Origin of the sequence: Paradesulfitobacterium ferrireducens (genome assembly GCF_017310645.1) — a bacterium.
Lineage (GTDB): Bacteria > Bacillota > Desulfitobacteriia > Desulfitobacteriales > Desulfitobacteriaceae > Paradesulfitobacterium > Paradesulfitobacterium ferrireducens.
The window spans coordinates 34,697-52,067 of record NZ_JAFLRH010000018.1 but is presented as its reverse complement, the minus strand read 5'-3'; the positions used below and the strand labels follow the sequence as shown (position 1 = coordinate 52,067).

The following is a 17,371-nucleotide window of genomic DNA, read 5'->3' as shown; positions in this document are numbered from 1 at the left end:
ATGTGGACGGTCTTAACGCAAATCTTTCCATATGCCGTTGCCTTTACGATTCCGTTGCTGATTACAGCGCTGGGAGGGCTTTTTTCAGAACGCAGCGGGGTGGTAAACATCGGACTGGAAGGGCTGATGGTTGTCGGCTCTTTCGGCGGGGCTCTGGCCATATTCAAGCTGCAACCCGCGTTTCCGAACGGAGCGGTCTGGATCGGGATCATGGTCGCCATGCTCTCGGGAGCTGTCTTTGCTCTCTTGCACGCCTTTGCCAGTATTAACCTGAGTGCCAACCAGGTGATTAGCGGAACGGCCATCAATATGCTGGCCGGTGCCCTGACAGTATTTTTGGCCAGGAATATCACGGGAAGCGGCAATATCCGCATTGCCAGCGGCCTGACCCGTATGGACATCCCTGTTCTGTCCTCGCTGCCGGTGGTGGGCAAGCTCTTCTTTACCCAGACATATCCCTCGACCTGGCTCGTGCTCGCTATCTTAGGCCTTAGCTGGTATGTCCTTTATCAAACCGCTTTTGGACTGAGACTGCGGGCCTGCGGGGAACATCCGCACGCCGCGGATTCGGCGGGAGTGAATGTCTTCCGCGTGCGCTATCTGGCCGTGATCTTATCGGGGGCTTTCGCCGGATTAGGAGGGGTGATTATTCTGATAACCTATTCCGGGGAGTTTACCGGAAGTGTATCCGGACTAGGGTTTCTTGCCTTGGCATCCTTGATTTTCGGACAATGGAAGCCCTTGGGGATACTGGGAGCGACTTTTTTCTTCGGCTTTGCCAGTACCATAGCCAATGTGTCCCAGGTGATGCCCGCCCTTGCATCCATACCGGGCGTCTTATTGAAGGTCTTTCCTTATGTTTTAACCCTGATTGCCTTAATCATATTCTCGAAAACGACCCAGGCACCGAGAGCTGCCGGTGAACCCTTCGAGCATGGCAAACGGTAAGACAGTCTTACGCAATTGACTTCGAAGAATTTGAGTGATACGATGGGTACATTGGTAAAGTTTAGAAAACAAATTAAAAGGGAGGCTTGTGGATGTTCAAGAAACTTACGGCTATTTTCATGTCAACGGTGCTGACGGCAACCTTGCTGGCAGGCTGCGGCAGCACGCCCAACCCAGGAAGCTCCGGCAGCGGAGGAGCTTCGGCTGCAACGGCATTCAAGGTCGGAATGGTTACGGACTCCGGATCAATTGACGATAAGTCCTTTAATCAGGGAACCTGGGAAGGGGTTCAGAAGGCCGGCAAAGATCTGGGCCTCGAGACGAAATACTTAAAGCCGACCGGAACGACGGAAGCAGATTACTTAAAAGAAATTGGAAACCTGCATGATGCGGGATATAAGTTCATCGTGACGCCTGGGTTCAAGTTTTCAACCGCTATCTATCAGGCCCAAGACAAATATCAGGACAGCAAATTTGTCATCATTGACGCAAGCCCCGCTGACAAAAACGGGAAGGAAAGCATCAAACCGAACACCGTTGCGATTTTCTTTGCCGAACATGAATCGGGCTTCTTGGCCGGGGTCGCAACCGCCCTTCAACTGAAAGAAGGGGATGTCGGATTTATCGGCGGTATGGAAATTCCTCCGGTACAACGCTACAACTGGGGCTTCCAACAAGGGATAAAATATGCCAATGCAAATTTCGGCACGAAAATTACCATAAAACCCGAAAATGTTGTCTACCAGGGTACATTTACGGAAATCGCGGCCGGACAACAACTGGCGGCCCACATGTATGACAGCGGGGTTAAAGCAATCTTCGCCGCCGCTGGCAGCGTCGGCCTGGGAACCATCAATGAGGCGAAAGCCCGGGCCAAAGCGGGCAAAGAAGCCTGGGTTATCGGAGTGGATGTTGATCAGTATAACGAAGGTATTTATGACGGAACAAAATCGATCATTTTGACTTCCGCGATGAAGAAGATTGATACCGCTGCTTATGACATGGTGAAAGCTGAAAAAGACGGGAAGTTCGAAGGCGGGAAAGCGATCACCTTTGATTCCAAGAACAACGGCATCGGGATTCCGGACAAGAACCCGAATTTAAGCAGCGATGTCACTACGAAAGTTGCTGAGGTGCTCAAGAAAATCCAAGCGGGTGAGATTAAAGTTTCCGGTGAACGGGGAGACCTGATTAAATAGCATTTATTAAGGTTGCGTGGCATACGGTGGATATGAGTTCATTCAAGAGGGCTGTCTCATGTGAGACAGCCCTTAAACTGTGTCCCAAGAATTAAGACAGGTTCTTGAAGAGCATTCTTTGTATTAGGCCTTGTCTATGATATAGTAAATAAATAAGCCATGTACACCATTTTAATCTAAGTAAATTAATTCTCCGTTAAGGGAAAGGAGCATCCTCCTGTGCCGCGGATTATCATTTTAGACGGAAACAGCCTCGCCAACCGCGCCTTTTATGCCCTGCCGATGCTGACTACTTCTGACGGCAGGCCGACAAATGTTTTGCACGGCTTTATGACCATGCTTCTGAGGCTATTAAGTGAGCAAAATCCGGATTATTGGCTCGTAACCTTTGATAAAAGCAAAGCAACGGTTAGGATTGAACAGTATGCGGAATACAAAGCCCAGCGCAAAGAAACTCCGGAAGGCTTGCGCCCGCAGTTCGATTACTTGAAAGATGTGCTGTCCGCTTTTGAAGTGCCGATGTTGGAATTGGAAGGGTATGAAGCGGATGACTTAATTGCCTCTGTCGCCCGCAAGGCGGAGAGCAGGGGTTGGGAAGTACAAATTTATACCGGAGACCGCGATGCCTTGCAGCTCGTTTCTCCTAAGATTAACGTTTTCCTCACGAAGAAGGGGATCAGCGAAGTCGAGTGTTATGATGAGCACCATCTCTGGGAACGCTACCAGCTTCGCCCTGCTCAGATTATTGATCTTAAGGGCTTGATGGGAGACAGCTCCGACAACATCCCGGGTGTTCCGGGAATCGGGGAAAAGATTGCCCTTAAGCTTCTGTGGGAATTCGGAACGGTAGAAGAAGTCTTGGCTCAGAAAGAAAACGTATCCGGCAAGAAGATCAAGAATGCCTTGGAACAATATGAGGAGCAGGCCCTTTTAAGCAAACGCCTGGCCACAATGCTGACGGAGGTGCCCATCGAATTTGCCCTGGAGGATTTCGTTCGCCGGCGTCCGAACGAAGAGGCGGTTGCGGAAATCCTTAATAAATACAGTTTGCGTAATATTGCCCGCCTCTGGCACGAAAAACATGCCCGCCCCGTTGTTCCCGCCAGTCAATCTGTTAAACAAACAGCTCAACTTCAAGAGAACGAGACAGGGAGCCTTTTTGATTTCGCAGAGGTTCAAGCAGAGAGCCTAGCAGAGGCTCAAGCAGGGACTGAGTCTGCCGCACCGATCGAGGATAAGGCTGTAGTTACTCCCTGGCAAAAAAAGAAACTAAGCGAGCAAGACTGGCGCAGTGTGTTGGAACGCTGGCAGCTGGAAGCAAAGCCGGTAACTATTGCTGTGCGCCTGGAGGGAGGGAGTACGCTCACTTATCGCTGGCAGGAATGGGCAGTAACAGGGGACGGTGAGGAAGAAGTTTTCGCTTTCACCCGTCAGGATGCTTCCTCGGAACTAGTCAACGCGTGGTTTCAGCTTCTTGCCAATTCTCAAGTGCCGAAGACGGTAGCAGACGGTAAATCCCTGAGGGCTGCTTTGCTTGCTGATAATCCTGACCGGGCCGAAGGAGCAGAGCTTGTCGGATTAAAGCTTGATCTGAGTTTAGCGGCATATCTCATTAACCCGGCGCGCAACAAATTTGAGCCCGTAGAATTGGTCCGGTCCTATTTTCCGGGCCAAGAGCCTTTCCCGGATCTATATGAAGAAGCCCAGGCCCTGGCCGGGATTGGGCCAAAGTATACCCTTGAACTGGAAAGGCTCGGTTTAACTTCCCTTTTGCACACGATGGAGCAGCCTTTAAGCGCAGTCTTAGTCAGAATGGAAAGGCATGGGATTGCGGTAGACAGCCAAAGCCTGCGCGACTTCGGGGAGAAAGTTCAAGGGGCGCTTTCCTTGCTTGAACAGGAGATTTACGAACTTGCAGCCGGGCAGTTTAATATTAACTCGACCCAGCAGCTTGGGCATATTCTCTTTGAGAAACTGGGGCTTCCGCCCGTGAAAAAAACGAAAACAGGATTTTCCACCGATGCCGAAACTTTGGAAGAACTGCGCCCGGCCCATCCGATTATTGAAAAAATCCTTGATTACCGCCAGCTCAGCAAGCTCATGTCTACCTATGTCAATGGCTTGCTTGCCCAGGTGCATGAGGGCAGGATTCATACCACGTTCCAGCAGACCGTGACTGCGACCGGCCGCCTCTCAAGCACCGAGCCCAATCTCCAAAACATTCCCATGAGGCTGGAATACGGGCGCCAATTGCGCAAGGTGTTTAAGCCGACAGAGGATAATTGGCTCATGCTTTCGGCCGATTACTCCCAGATCGAGCTGCGCATTTTGGCCCACTACTCCGAAGACCCCTTATTGTGCGAGTCTTTCGACCTGGGGCAGGATGTGCACACCCGGACAGCGGCTGAAGTTTTCGGGGTTCCGCTGACGGAGGTCACTCCGGACTTAAGGCGTAAAGCCAAAGCGGTCAACTTCGGTTTAGTCTATGGCCTTACGGATTTTGGCCTGGCGCGTGATTTAGGGATTCCTCGCAAAGAAGCTAAATCTTATATTGACCAGTATTTTACCCGCTACCACGGAGTCAAACAATATTTGGAAGACGTGGTCAAGCGGGCTAAAGCAGAGGGGCAAGTGCGCACTTTGCTCAACCGGCTGCGTTTAATCCCGGAAATTCACCATCCGAACCGGGTTCAGCGCCAGTTCGGAGAGCGGATTGCCATGAACAGCCCGGTCCAGGGCACCGCTGCCGACATCATGAAACTGGCTATGCTGGGAGTAGACACAGGGCTCAAAGGCCTGCGCTCCAAAATGCTGCTCCAGGTGCATGACGAGCTATTGCTCCAGGTTGCCCCGGAGGAGCTGGAGCAAGTCGCAGCCATGGTGAAAGAAAAAATGGAGCAAGCCTATCCATTGGCTGTTCCGCTGATTGTAGAATGCAAGGTCGGCCCCAACTGGTATGAAATGAAACCGTATATTTTTAGAAGAAACGGAGTAATAAACGATGCCGGAACTGCCGGAAGTTGAGACAATTCGCCGTACTTTGGCAGGTCATATTACCGGATTGGAAATCACCGGGGTAACCCTGTACTGGCCTGGGGCTGTACGCAGCTGGGAAAGCCTTCCCTTTCCCGAGATCGTGAAAGAAAGCCGGATTCAAAGTTTAGACCGGCGCGGGAAATATTTGCTCATTCACCTAGACAACGGCTATACTTTAGTTGCCCATATGCGCATGACCGGCCGCTTGCTCTATTACCCGGAGGGACTGGCACCGGCGCGCCACACCCATGTGGTTTTTAAGCTTACTCAGGGGGAACTCCATTTTAACGATACCCGCAAATTCGGCCGGATTCAGGCTGTCCCGAGTGCAGAGTGCTTAAATATATCTTCTTTAAGCATCCTAGGTCCGGAACCGCTGAGTGAAGAAGTGTCACCCGCGCGCTTAGGAGATGGTCTGGCCCGCAAAAAGAAGAATCTCAAGGCCGCCCTCCTCGATCAGACCGTGGTCGCAGGCTTAGGGAATATCTATGTGGATGAAGCCTTGTTTCGCGCCGGCTTACACCCGGAACGCCCCGCTTCTTCCCTCACCGCAGCCGAATTAAAAGCACTCCGTCAAGCCATAAGAGACGTGTTAGAGGCGGGGATTCAAGCCAATGGCACCTCTTTTCGCGACTATCGGGATGCCAACGGTGAACTCGGCTTATTTCAGAAAATGCTTAAAGCCTATGGCCGCGGCGGGAAACCTTGCGTTCACTGCGGCCAGCCCCTGATCAGAAAAAAAGTCGCCGGCCGCACCACCGTCTTCTGCGAACATTGCCAACACTAAAATATTGAGTAGCTCTGGCGCGTGGTGAGCGGGCTATGCATTCTACTAATCCAAGAGGATGAGTCATGAGCATACTATCATGTCATAATTGCAGTGTCGATATTGCAGGGGAACCCCTGTTTCAAAATCTTACCTTTGCCATTGAGAAAGATGAGAAAGTTGGTTTGATCGGTCCCAACGGAGCCGGAAAAACCACTTTGCTAAAAGCTTGCCTCGGTGAATACCCTTTGGAAGCCGGTCAAATCATCCTATCCGGAGAAGTGGGGTATTTAGCCCAGGCTCCCGAGCTGGCGGGCGGGGGTAAGGTGTTTGAGAACATGCTCAATGTGCGCTCGGACCTGCTTCAGATGCGGGCCGAGCTTCACGAGCTTGAACAAAGAATCACGGCTCTTCCGCAGGAAAGGCTATTAAAACAGTACGCCTTGCTCACCGAAAAGTATGAACAAGAGGGCGGGTATGCTCTGGAAGCTCAGGTGCGCAGGATTCTGGCCGGGCTTGCTCTTGACCGGGAAACCGAAACACCGGTAGAGCACTTGAGCGGGGGACAAAAGACCCGTTTAGCCTTGGCCAAGCTTTTGCTGCGCGCGCCCTCTCTGCTAATTCTGGATGAACCGACTAACCATTTGGATCTGGAGGCCCTGGAATGGCTGGAGAATTTCCTCAGGAATTACACCGGTGCGGTCTTGGTGGTCTCCCATGACCGCTACTTTCTTGACCGCCTGGTTTCCAAGATCTTGTACCTGGAACACGGCAGCCTGCAGACCTATAGCGGGAATTTTTCCGATTATGAGCTGCAGCGGGCTTTGGCCGAGAAGACTCAGGCCAAAGAGGCTGAGCGCCTTGGGAAAAAGATTGCCCGGCTCGAGGAATATATCCGGAGAAACAAAGCGGGGGTCAATGCCCGCCAGGCCCGCGGCCGGGAAATTATGCTCCAAAGACTGAAAGCCGGAGCGGAATATAGCAGTTCCTTCACCAACCGTGCGAACGAGGTCAAGCTTGCGCCTACAGTCATTGACCGCAGCGGGGACCGGGTGCTTGATGCCGAAGGAATCGGCGTCAGCTTCGACGGGCGCAGGATTTTCCATGACGTTAACCTTCACCTGCGGCGGGGAGAGCGGGTGGCCCTGCTCGGAAAAAACGGGGTTGGCAAGTCCACCTTGCTTAAAGTGATTGCCCAGGAATACGCCGTCCAGGAAGGAAACGTGCGTCTGGGTGCAAACGTAAAAGTCAGTTACTATGCCCAGGAGCATGAAAGCTTAAATCCCGCCCTAACCATCATGGATGAGCTTCGGACTGCATCTTCCCTTAAAGACCCGGAGATCCGGTCACTTCTGGCCCGTTATGGTTTTCGCGGGGACGATGTGTACAAACAAGTCGGGTACTTAAGCGGCGGGGAAAAAAGCCGCCTGGCGTTGTGCAAGCTTTTTCTCACCCAGGGGAATTTCCTTTTGCTCGACGAGCCGACCAACCATCTGGATGCCCGTGTCCGGGAGGTCTTGGAAGAAACTTTGCAGGAATATAACGGGACGGTATTAATGGTTTCCCATGACCGCTACTTTTTGAATAAACTCGCTCATAAGATTGCCTATCTCGAAACGGATGGATTGAGTCTGTATGAGGGAGATTACACCGGTTTTCGGGAAGAATTTCAAGCTCAGCTTGAGAGTAGCCAGGTTCAAGAGAAAAGTGACGGTGATCAAAAACAAGCCCGTCTGGAGCAGAAAGCGGCGAAACGCAGGCAAAAATCTATCCAACAGCTGGAAGAGGAAATTCAAGCCCTCGAAACTCGTCTCAGTGAACTTGAGCTGGCTATGGAGCAAACAGCCTCGGATTATGAGCAAGCTCTAACCCTTCATCAGGAATATGAAGAAACCAAAGACCGCCTCGATCAGACCATGACTGCCTGGCTTGAAGCGTGTAACTGATTTCACCATTTCAGCCTTCCACCCATATATTATCCTGAAGTTACAGGGTGGAGGGATACATAATGGGGACAGCGATCCTGATGGCAATTGCTTTGAGCTTGGATGGTTTTGGGGTAGGTTTAGCGTATGGCCTGCGCCGGATCAGAATTCCTATCACCTCTATGGGGGTAATTGCCTTATGCACGGTCGCGGCAATGGGAATATCGATGTTATTTGGAAATTGGATGGTACTATGGCTCGAGTTATTTCCGGCCCACTATCTTGGGGCAGGTATCCTTTTAGGTTTAGGCAGCTTTCAGTTGGTTAAAGCGCTGCGCCAGGACCGTCGAGAACCAGTGACCGTACCGGCCATAGCACCAGTCTATGAGGATTCGGACCCGGAACCTTTGTTTCAGCTGGAGTTCTTAGGGCTAATCATTCAGGTGATGCGCTCCCCGGACTTAGCCGATATGGACCGCTCGGGCGGGATCAGCCTCCGCGAAAGCTTTCTTCTCGGTACCGCTTTGGCGGTAGATGCCTTTGCTTCCGGGATTGGAGCAGCTCTGGCCGGGATGACGATATCTCTTATTGTAATCGTGGCTTTTACACAAATGGGGATGCTAAAGTTGGGGCAGCAGCTAGCCGGCAAAGTACCGGAAGCTCTTATGAACAAGGCCCAGCTGTTACCCGGTATTGTTCTGATTTTAGTAGGAATCGGGAAAATCTTTTAGCGTATAAACAGGGGGTGACTGTTTGCATACCATAGGGCTTACCGGAGGGATCGGCAGCGGGAAATCCAGTGTGGCCGGTTGGTTTCAAACCCATGGAGTTCCGGTGCTGGATGCGGATAAAATTGTGCATCAACTCTTGGCGGGTAATAGTGAAACCATTGCCCGGCTTGCCCGCGAATTCGGCCAAGATATTCTGGGCACGGATGGGGCCGTTGACCGGAGGGCGCTTGGCAGAATTGTATTTAATGATGAGATCCGGCGCAGGCGACTCGAAAATATTTTGCATCCACAAGTTTTAGCTGAGATGGAGCGAGAGAGAATAGTTCTAAAGAACCAAGGGGAAAAGGTTTGTATCTGGGATGTTCCCCTTTTATTTGAGGCCGGGATGGACAAGTTCGTGGATGAAGTCTGGGTCGTGTGGGTTCCGCTTGAAACCCAGATTGGGCGTGTTCTGCAGCGGGACAAGCTCAGCCGGGAGGAAATCCTGGCCCGCCTTCAGGCCCAGATGCCGTTAGAGGACAAAGCCTCCAGGGCTGAAACCGTGATCGATAACTCCAAAACCTGGAAAGAAACGGAAGAACGGCTTAAAATATTATGGAAACGATTAGTGCAGGACTTAAATCAAAAAAAGTGAATAAAGTATTAGCGCCGGCTTAAATATCAAGCTTTAAATGGGTGCCAAGAGATCCTGAATTTTGTGCGAAAGATAAGGTTATAATTAGGAGTTTTAATGAAAAGAAGAAGCATTTTCTTGCTGACTATCAAAAGAATATTCGTTTTAAGTATGCTCATTATTTTGTTCCTATGGGGAACAGGGCAGATTGAAACGATTCAAAAAATATTTTATCCTTATCCATACCGGGCTACGGTAGAAAAATTTTCTGCTCAGTATGGAGTTGACCCCTTGCTGGTGGCGGCAGTAATTCGGGAAGAAAGCAAGTTTCTGCCCAAATCCGAATCCCATAAAGGAGCTAAGGGCTTAATGCAGCTGATGCCTAACACCGCCCGCTGGATTTCCGAAAGCATGGGAGATGTAAACTATAGAGATGAGGATCTTGTGCTCCCGGAAAAAAATATTCAGTATGGTACCTGGTATTTAGCCAATTTGAAAAAAGAATTTAATAATGATCTGATTTTAGCTTTGGCTGCTTATAACGGGGGCAGCGGGCATGTCAAAGAATGGCTGGGACAAAAACTGCTTGATCCGAAAAATATCCGTCAAGAAGATATCCCTTTTCAAGAAACCCGCGAGTATGTTGGGCGGGTCTTGAAAAGTTACGCCAGATACATTAAGCTTTATTCAGGGAAGTGAGGATAGATATGAAAAACGGTGAACCGAATGAGACCAAACAGATTTTAACCCGGCTAAAGACCGTCAGAGGTCATGTTGCCGCCGTCGAACGCATGATAGAAGAGGATAAATCATGTGAGGAAGTGCTAATGCAGCTGGTCGCCATCCGTTCCGCCATTCATAAGGTGTCGGTTGTGGTGGCCCAGCGTTATGCCAATACCTGCATGATTGATGCCCTCGAACAAGGGCAAGACCGGAAAGAAGTCTTAAATAAAGCGATTGAAACGTTAATGAAGCTAAATCAGTAATCAGTAATCAGGAGTCAGGAGTTCATTTTAAGCCGCCGCTTTAAGTAGCTGGCGGTTTTTACTATTTCTAATACTATTTCAGTTTGAATAAGCCTAGCCGATAATTCTTTCTTATATTTTCTACCTTCTATACCCATACCCAGATTCGCAGAGTTACGTGTCGAAAATAGTTAGATTGTACAGAAAGGAACAGATGTATAGATGTTATCTATAGTCAAAAACTTATTGACCTTGCTATAGTTTCGATGTATTCTTAAATCGAAAATTAAATATCCCCGTGGCGGGGGGGAGGGGTAAAGATGCTGGAGTGTTCACACTGCGGCCAACTCGTGGCGGAATTTCGCCCGAAGTTTTTCATGGTGCTTGAAAAAGTCGATCCGTTGCCTCCTAATGTGAAAGCCATAACATGCCCAAAGTGCGGGGGCTTGAATTACGCGATTAACCTGGACCATTGTTCCCAGTGCGGCTTTTTCCGACCGCTTTATAATCCGATGGAACCGGAACAGATTTTGAACCTGGGCTGCCGCGGCCAGTGCCTGGCACAACCGTATCAGCATGAGGAAACAGCAGGGAAGTAGTCAGTAGTCAAGTAGTCAGTATAAGGAAGCTGCAATCTGTAATCATTCTGAATTCTGACTCCTGAATTCTGAATACCTCTAAAGAGAAAAATCCCTATACCTTACTTTGTGAACTAATTAACTTAAATTTATACTTGGGATAACTTTCCCATGGGAGGTGAAACGGATATGGCAGATAATTTCTTGGAGGCTTATGGCAAAGAAACGAGCCGGGATGTAGGTACAAGAACCATGAATTATTTTCGGGAGCTTTTCAGCCTGGAAATGCCGCTGGGGCGCATGATGAAAATGATGCCGGGGATGATCAAATTTGCCACAGCCAGTAAGGACACACGGGAAGATCTATTCAAGTTCATGCCTCAAATGATGCCCATGATGAAACAGGCTTTCACGGGCAAGAAAGAGGAATAGGGGGGACAAGGAGTGCTCGAACAAGTCAAAGACTGGGATGACGATTTTTACGAGAAGTTTAAACCGATTGCCATGGGATTTGTGAACGAGGCGGAAAAATGCCTGCAGTGCGGCAAATGCACCGGCCAATGCCCGGCGGCAGCCGTTACGCCCAGTTACAATCCGCGCAAAATTATCCGTGATTTAGTGAACGGCAACTTAAAAAGGGTGTTATCCAGCGTCGAATTGTGGCAGTGCTTTTTCTGCAGCGGCTGCTTTTCCGTCTGCCCCATGGATATCAACTTTCCCTTCTTCGTATTCATGTTCCGCTTAGCCGCCATGAATGAAGGGTATGGCTGGGAAGATGTAAAGCAGCTGGAAGGGTATGCGGAAAAAGATTATCTCAGGAAGGGAATTACGGTGTCCACTTTCGAGCGTAATCCCGAAGTGGTGGAAACCATTGGGGATATCAGCAAGATTCGGATGGAAGCAGGGCTGCCGCCGGAACGTAAAGTGAGTGACCGGGGCTTGGCAGAGATCAACATGATTTCTGACTTAAGCGGGATGACCTCTTTCATGAAGAAAATCGGGGGAGTTGAACTCCTGGACTGCAAAACCTGCAATGATGAACAAGCGAAACGCTGCAAAACCAAACCGCTGCCTTCCAAAGTAGGCAAGATCAAAACCAAGCTTCGTTTCTATAATTACGGCGAACCGGGAGGGAAAGCACATGCCGAGGCTTGACAAAGTAACACAAATACCCAAACCTGAACAGATCTTTTTCTTCAAAAGCTGCGTAGCCAGCAATAAATACCCTGGAATCGAATCCTGCGGCTGGGAATCGCTTAAGATTCTGGGGGTGGAGCCGGTTGACTCTGACGAGCAGACATGCTGCGGCGGGTTTGTGACCTTTGCCAATGTAGCCGCTCCGACAGCTTCCATGCCTGCGGTTGCGCGCAACCTTTCCTTGGCCGAGGAGAAAAACCTTGACACTTGCGTACTATGCAACGGCTGCTGGACCTTCCTCAATGAGTTCGGTCACTTTATGAACCACAATGAAGAAGTGAAAGCCAGTGTCAACATGATGATGAACATGATGGGCCGAGAGTACAAAGGCACCAGTAATGTTTATCACATCGCCGAAATGTTCTACCGCTTGAAGGACGACATTGCCAAGAATGTCAAACGTCCACTCAAAGGGGTAAAAGTAGCGACCCACTACGGCTGCCACTACCTCGGCGGCGGAAAGTATACCGCGATTGATGATGCGCAAATGCCGACTTATATGGAAGAACTGATTGAAATATTGGGCGGGACCGTGGTTCCTTATACGGCCAACCGTGAGTGCTGCGGCACCGGATTTACGCAAATTATCAACGGCAAGGATCTTTCCCTGGAGCATACTCAGCACAAACTGGATTCTGTGCAGGAAGCAGATCCTGATCTTCTGATCGTACAATGCCCGTATTGTCACAGCCAGCTCGACCGGGTGCAGCAGCAGCTGAACTACCGCCAGGGAGCCAATTATCAAACCCCGGTCATTCACATTGCCCAGCTTATCGGCCTGGGTCTGGGCCTGCCGGTTCCGAAACTTGCCTTTGCCGCTCATATCAGCGGACGCCAGCGCCTTGAAGAAGTCTTAGACCGTATCGGTCGTTAGAGGAGGAAAAAACGTGAGTAAAAAGACTTTAGTCATCGGCGGCGGCATCGCTGGAATCACCGCTGCCCAAAAAATTGCCCAAAACGGGGGAGAAGTCATTTTAATTGAAAAAGAAGCGGAGCTTGGCGGCAACTTTGCCAAACTGGCTTTCACTTTCCCGGTTCTGGGCGATGCCAAAGCCTTAGTCGCCAAAGAGATCGATGCAGTTAAATCCGCTGCCGGAGTAGAGATTCTAACCTACACTACTCTGCAATCCTGCCAGGGAAGCGCCGGGGATTTCACGGTTGAGTTAAAAAGCGCGTCCGGCACCCGCAGTGAGAACGTGGCGGCCATTATCGTCGCCGCCGGTTTCCACTACATGGAGCCGACTGCTTATACCGAGTACAGCTATGGCCGTTCTAAGAACGTCGTGACCAGCCTGGAGTTTGAAAAAATGGCGGCGGAAAACCGCCTGCCCCAAGGAAAAGCCCGGGTGGTGTTCGTCCACTGCGTGGGTTCGCGGGACAAGGCCAAAGGCTACCGCTACTGCTCCAAGATTTGCTGCTCTTACTCCGCTAAGCACGCTATCATGATGAAAAAAGCCAATCCTCAGTCTTTGAACTATGTCTTCTATATTGACATTCGCGCCCTGGGCAAGGGATATGAAGAATTTATCCGCTCCGCCATGGAAGAGTATAATGTCCGTTATATCCGCGGCCGCGTCGCCAAAGTGATCGAAAATGAAGGAAAGCTGATCGTGCGCGCGGAAGATTCCTTAATCGGCAATCCTGTAGAAGTGGAAGCGGATTTAGTCGTGCTGGCCTCGGCCATGGAGCCGCCCGAAGGTTCACGCGAACTGGCTCAGGTTCTGGGAATTGCCACGGATGAATACGGCTTTTTCCAAGAGACCGAGGCCAATGTCCGTCCCGTGAATTCCTCGAAGCCCGGCATCTTCCTCGCCGGAAGCTGTACTCAGCCGATGGAAATCGCGGCCTCAGTCGCAATGGGTGGCTTGGCTGCGAGTGAGGCCCTGACATTAATTAAGTAGATAAGCTAGAAAGAATTTAGAAAATATTTGAAGTGAGCGGGCAAATCAGGATAAAGGAAGTGACCATATATGCGTTTACGGATTGTGGAAGACGGAGTGCGTACAACAGTTGAACAGGCAATCCATAAGTCGCTGACTGCCTGCCTCCAGTGCTCAAAATGCGGCGGCGGGTGTGCCCATACGGAAGAATTTGACCTGACCCCGCGCCAAGTGGTTGAATCCCTTTTGGACTGTCAGGATGACAAAGTATTAAACAGCCGCACGATCTGGCTTTGCGGCAAAAACTGCACCGGCTGCCAGGCCGTTTGTCCGGTGGGGCTTCCGTTAAACGAAATCAATGCTGTCTTAAGAGAGGAAGCGTTAGCCCGCGGCATTGAGCCGAAGTACCAGCAGCCGTCATTGGTTTATCATAAGTTTGAACACTGTGCGAAACACCGAGGAGAGGGTGAAGCGAGTGAAAGTATTTTTAGGGGAGAAGCATAGTTTCCTGGAGGAAGTGGAGGCCCGCAGCGGCCAGAAAGTTCAGGAATGCTACCAGTGCAGCAAATGTTCCGGTGGTTGTCCGTTTTCACGCGTGATGGACTATGCCCCAAACTCTATTTTGGAAATGATCGTATACGGCATGAAAGACCAACTGCTGTCGAGTAAAGCGATTCAAATGTGCATCCAGTGCGGAACATGCGGCGCGCAATGTCCGGCCGGATTTGAGCTGTACGAGGTTATGAATGTCCTTAGAGAAATGGCCAAAGAAGAAGGGTATAAGACCAATGAGAAAAAAATCCCCAAGATGAACAGCATTTTCCTTGGGGAAGTGCGCAACCTTGGCCGCATGCACGAAGTAAACCTGATGGTGAAAAATATGTTCAGCCAGGGACAACTGGTAAAAGACGTGGCTACCCTAATCCCGATCGGTCCCCCGATGTTTCTGAAAGGAATCATGGGCGTAGGAGACATGCTTTCGCATAAGATTCAGGGGCAAGCCCATGTGGCCAAGATTTTCGAAAACGTTGAGAAAATGCAAGGAGGGCATGCCAAATGAAAACAGGATATTTTCCCGGATGTTCCCTCCATTCCACGGCCAAAAACTATGACGCCTCCACCAAGGCGGTCATGAACACGCTCGGAGTCCAGTTGGAAGAGGTTCCGGACTGGAACTGCTGCGGCTCGACTCCGGCGCACCAGACCGATCATCTCCTGGCCTTGGCCCTGCCTGCCCGCAACCTGGCCCAGGCGGAAAAAGCCGGAATGAAGGATATCATGGCTCCTTGTGCCGCCTGCTTCAACCACCTGCGCACGGCAGAAATTGAATGCAAAGCCCAGCCTGAGACCAAGCAAAAAGTAGAAAAAGTAATTGAGATGAAGCTGAATAACTCCGTGCATGTCCTGAATATTCTGGAACTGTTAGTAGACCGCATCGGGATTGACGCCATTGCCAAGAAAGTCAAGAAGCCGCTCAAAGGGTTGAAAATTGCGCCCTATTACGGCTGCATGCTCACCCGTCCGGCTAAAATTACCCAATTTGACCACCCGACCAATCCGACCAGCATGGATCAGCTGTTAGAGGCCTTAGGCGCAGACGTTGTGTCCTGGGGCGGGAAAACGGACTGCTGCGGCGCGGCCCACGTCCTGACCCGGCTCGAAGTCGTGGTTGACTTAAGCGGGCGCATTGTGCACCAGGCTAAAGACGCCGGAGCGGACACCATCGCTACCGCCTGCCCGATGTGTATGTCCAATCTTGACCTGCGTCAGGGTGCCGTTGCCAAAGCTACCGGCAGAGACACTAAAGTCCCGGTTATGTACCTTACGGAAATCGTCGGCATGGCCCTTGGTATTCCTTCGTCCCAGCTGGGAGTCGGGAAGCACGTGGTCAGCACCGCCCCGGTACAGGCGAAGATCAGCTAAGTTTATTCCTAACGAAATATCTTAAGAAGATTACCTGAGAGGAGGGATAGTCCCCCCTCTTTCGCATTTTCAAAGCCCGTTGAGGAAAAATTTCTTCTGTAGCAGAAAAAAATAACCTTAAACCGTTGACAAAAGAAAGCGAATCGCATATATTGAAAACGTGTAATACCCCAAGGGGGTATAGGGGGGGAATAAAAGAGCACAAATTTCCCATCCATACCTTCGTAAATATGTTAAATCTTTATGGGTCAAACTAAAATGTCAGATAAAGAACAAAGGAGAGCGAAAAATATGAGTGAACGAATCTTATACCTGACAATGGATGAACTTGAAAAGGAGCTTCAAAGCCAAAAGGGCTATCTCGTCTTAGACTTCTTTTCAGAAGATTGTCCTCCCTGCGACCAACTAGCCCCTATTTATGAGCGTATGGCGGCTAAATTTCCGCAGGTTAAATTCGTCAAAATGATGCGCCAAGCCAACCGCCCCCTGGCTGAGCGCCTGGGTGTCAAAGGGAGCCCGACCGTTCTCTTCTTTGAAAACGGCAAGGAAGTGGGGGAACGCCTGACCGGATATATAAGCCTGTCTCAAATGCGGATCGCCATGGAGAAGTTCCTGGGAATCGAGAGTGAACAGGTGGAGAAAGAACATTACCAAGCGGACGTCCTCATCCTAGGCGGCGGCCCGGCCGGACTGACCGCAGCCATTTACGCCTCCCGCTCCCGGCTTAAGACCATCGTGGTGGAGCAAGGGTTGGCCGGCGGTCAAGCTGCGACCACCTTCCACATCGCCAACTTCCCTGGTACCAATGGGACTGTGGGCGGCAAGGACTTAATGCAGAACATGATTGAGCAGGCAAAGAGCTTTGGCGCAGACATCCATGACCTTAAAGAGGTTGTAAGCGTGGATCTGCAGGGCGATATGAAACAAATCAGCACGATAGATGCGGACTATAACGCTCCCGTCATTATCATTGCCACCGGGGCTGAATCCCGCCGCCTGCCGGCCGACGGAGAACCGGAATACCGCGGCAAAGGAGTCCATTACTGTGCCACCTGTGACGGAGCGATGTACCAAGATGCCGATAATGTCATCGTCGTCGGCGGCGGTAACTCAGCGGTTGAGGAAGCGGGTTTCCTGACTAAATACGCCAAGCATGTGACCATCGTACACCAGTTTGACCACTTCCAAGCATCGAAAACCGCTCAGGAAGAAGCCGCAGCTAATCCAAAGATTAGCGTGATCTGGGATTCTGAGCCGCGCAGGATTGTAGGCAACGGGCATCTCACCGGAATCGAGATTGAGAATGTAAAAACCCATGAGCGAACGGTCGTCCATGCCAACGGGGCTTTCGTCTATATCGGGATGCAGCCGCGCACGGATCTGTTTAAGGACCAACTGAAAATCAACGATTGGGGTTATGTGGTTGCCGATGATGAGATGCGTACGGATATCCCGGGAGTCTTTGTGGCCGGTGACGTGCGCAGCAAGACAGTAAGACAAGTAGCGACCGCCGTCGGAGACGGGGCTGTGGCAGCTGTAAATGCCGAACGCTTTCTGGCGAGCCGCAAGAGCCATTAGAGCAGATGTACTAACTCTTACCTTAGAACTAA

The 17,371-nt window shown here is 50.6% G+C and carries 18 protein-coding genes and 1 pseudogene; all 19 read left to right on the top strand.

Going from position 1 to position 17,371, the window contains the following annotated elements:
* The 19 genes and pseudogenes from J0X21_RS07000 (at position 1) to trxB (ending at position 17,339) form a co-directional block, all read left to right on the top strand.
* Entirely contained in the window at positions 1–948 is a 948-nt protein-coding gene (locus J0X21_RS07000; RefSeq protein ID WP_206811478.1) for an ABC transporter permease, read from the top strand.
* A gap of 92 nt (positions 949–1,040) precedes the next feature.
* The gene (locus J0X21_RS06995; RefSeq protein ID WP_206811477.1) at positions 1,041–2,147 is read left to right on the top strand and encodes a BMP family lipoprotein; all 1,107 of its coding nucleotides are present in this window, start codon (positions 1,041–1,043) and stop codon (positions 2,145–2,147) included.
* Positions 2,148–2,366: 219 nt separating this feature from the next.
* A complete protein-coding gene (gene polA / locus J0X21_RS06990) occupies positions 2,367–5,171 on the top strand; it encodes a DNA polymerase I (protein WP_206811476.1) in 2,805 nt (934 codons plus the stop codon).
* Positions 5,149–5,970, top strand: coding sequence for a bifunctional DNA-formamidopyrimidine glycosylase/DNA-(apurinic or apyrimidinic site) lyase (mutM, locus tag J0X21_RS06985; protein WP_206811475.1), 822 nt, complete (start codon positions 5,149–5,151; stop codon positions 5,968–5,970). The genes polA and mutM overlap by 23 nt, the downstream gene beginning before the upstream one ends.
* A 65-nt stretch (positions 5,971–6,035) precedes the next feature.
* Positions 6,036–7,895 carry an ABC-F family ATP-binding cassette domain-containing protein gene (locus J0X21_RS06980; RefSeq protein WP_206811474.1) on the top strand — a complete coding sequence of 620 codons (1,860 nt, stop codon included), beginning with the start codon at positions 6,036–6,038 and terminating at the stop codon, positions 7,893–7,895.
* Positions 7,896–7,957: 62 nt separating this feature from the next.
* Positions 7,958–8,605 (top strand): sporulation membrane protein YtaF, encoded by a 648-nt coding sequence (gene ytaF, locus J0X21_RS06975; RefSeq protein ID WP_206811473.1) that lies wholly within the window; start codon positions 7,958–7,960, stop codon positions 8,603–8,605.
* 22 nt (positions 8,606–8,627) lie between these two features.
* Entirely contained in the window at positions 8,628–9,239 is a 612-nt protein-coding gene (gene coaE, locus J0X21_RS06970) for a dephospho-CoA kinase (protein WP_206811472.1), read from the top strand.
* Positions 9,240–9,335: 96 nt separating this feature from the next.
* Positions 9,336–9,917, top strand: coding sequence for a lytic transglycosylase domain-containing protein (locus tag J0X21_RS06965; RefSeq protein WP_206811471.1), 582 nt, complete (start codon positions 9,336–9,338; stop codon positions 9,915–9,917).
* Between the two features lie 8 nt (positions 9,918–9,925).
* On the top strand, positions 9,926–10,204 hold the full coding sequence (locus J0X21_RS06960; RefSeq protein WP_206811470.1) for a metal-sensitive transcriptional regulator: 279 nt from the start codon (positions 9,926–9,928) through the stop codon (positions 10,202–10,204).
* A 299-nt stretch (positions 10,205–10,503) separates the two neighbouring features.
* Positions 10,504–10,782, top strand: a complete 279-nt coding sequence (locus J0X21_RS06955) for a hypothetical protein (protein WP_206811469.1) — start codon at positions 10,504–10,506, stop codon at positions 10,780–10,782.
* Positions 10,783–10,950: 168 nt separating this feature from the next.
* Positions 10,951–11,193 (top strand): hypothetical protein, encoded by a 243-nt coding sequence (locus tag J0X21_RS06950; protein ID WP_206811468.1) that lies wholly within the window; start codon positions 10,951–10,953, stop codon positions 11,191–11,193.
* A gap of 12 nt (positions 11,194–11,205) precedes the next feature.
* Positions 11,206–11,916, top strand: coding sequence for a 4Fe-4S dicluster domain-containing protein (locus J0X21_RS06945; protein WP_206811467.1), 711 nt, complete (start codon positions 11,206–11,208; stop codon positions 11,914–11,916).
* Positions 11,903–12,832, top strand: coding sequence for a CoB--CoM heterodisulfide reductase iron-sulfur subunit B family protein (locus J0X21_RS06940; protein ID WP_206811466.1), 930 nt, complete (start codon positions 11,903–11,905; stop codon positions 12,830–12,832). The genes J0X21_RS06945 and J0X21_RS06940 overlap by 14 nt, the downstream gene beginning before the upstream one ends.
* A 13-nt stretch (positions 12,833–12,845) precedes the next feature.
* A complete protein-coding gene (locus tag J0X21_RS16050) occupies positions 12,846–13,859 on the top strand; it encodes a CoB--CoM heterodisulfide reductase iron-sulfur subunit A family protein (protein ID WP_206811465.1) in 1,014 nt (337 codons plus the stop codon).
* Between the two features lie 69 nt (positions 13,860–13,928).
* Positions 13,929–14,342 (top strand): 4Fe-4S dicluster domain-containing protein, encoded by a 414-nt coding sequence (locus tag J0X21_RS06930; protein WP_206811464.1) that lies wholly within the window; start codon positions 13,929–13,931, stop codon positions 14,340–14,342.
* Entirely contained in the window at positions 14,314–14,898 is a 585-nt protein-coding gene (locus tag J0X21_RS06925) for a 4Fe-4S dicluster domain-containing protein (RefSeq protein WP_206811463.1), read from the top strand. The genes J0X21_RS06930 and J0X21_RS06925 overlap by 29 nt, the downstream gene beginning before the upstream one ends.
* Positions 14,895–15,761, top strand: a complete 867-nt coding sequence (locus J0X21_RS06920; RefSeq protein WP_206811462.1) for a CoB--CoM heterodisulfide reductase iron-sulfur subunit B family protein — start codon at positions 14,895–14,897, stop codon at positions 15,759–15,761. Before J0X21_RS06925 ends, J0X21_RS06920 begins: the two co-directional genes overlap by 4 nt.
* A gap of 243 nt (positions 15,762–16,004) precedes the next feature.
* Positions 16,005–16,343 (top strand): annotated as a pseudogene (locus J0X21_RS15635) (thioredoxin family protein); the annotation flags it as partial.
* An 18-nt stretch (positions 16,344–16,361) separates the two neighbouring features.
* Positions 16,362–17,339: a thioredoxin-disulfide reductase gene (gene trxB / locus J0X21_RS06915; RefSeq protein WP_236006128.1), complete on the top strand. Its 978-nt coding sequence runs from the start codon at positions 16,362–16,364 to the stop codon at positions 17,337–17,339.
* The last annotated feature ends 32 nt before the right edge of the window (positions 17,340–17,371 follow it).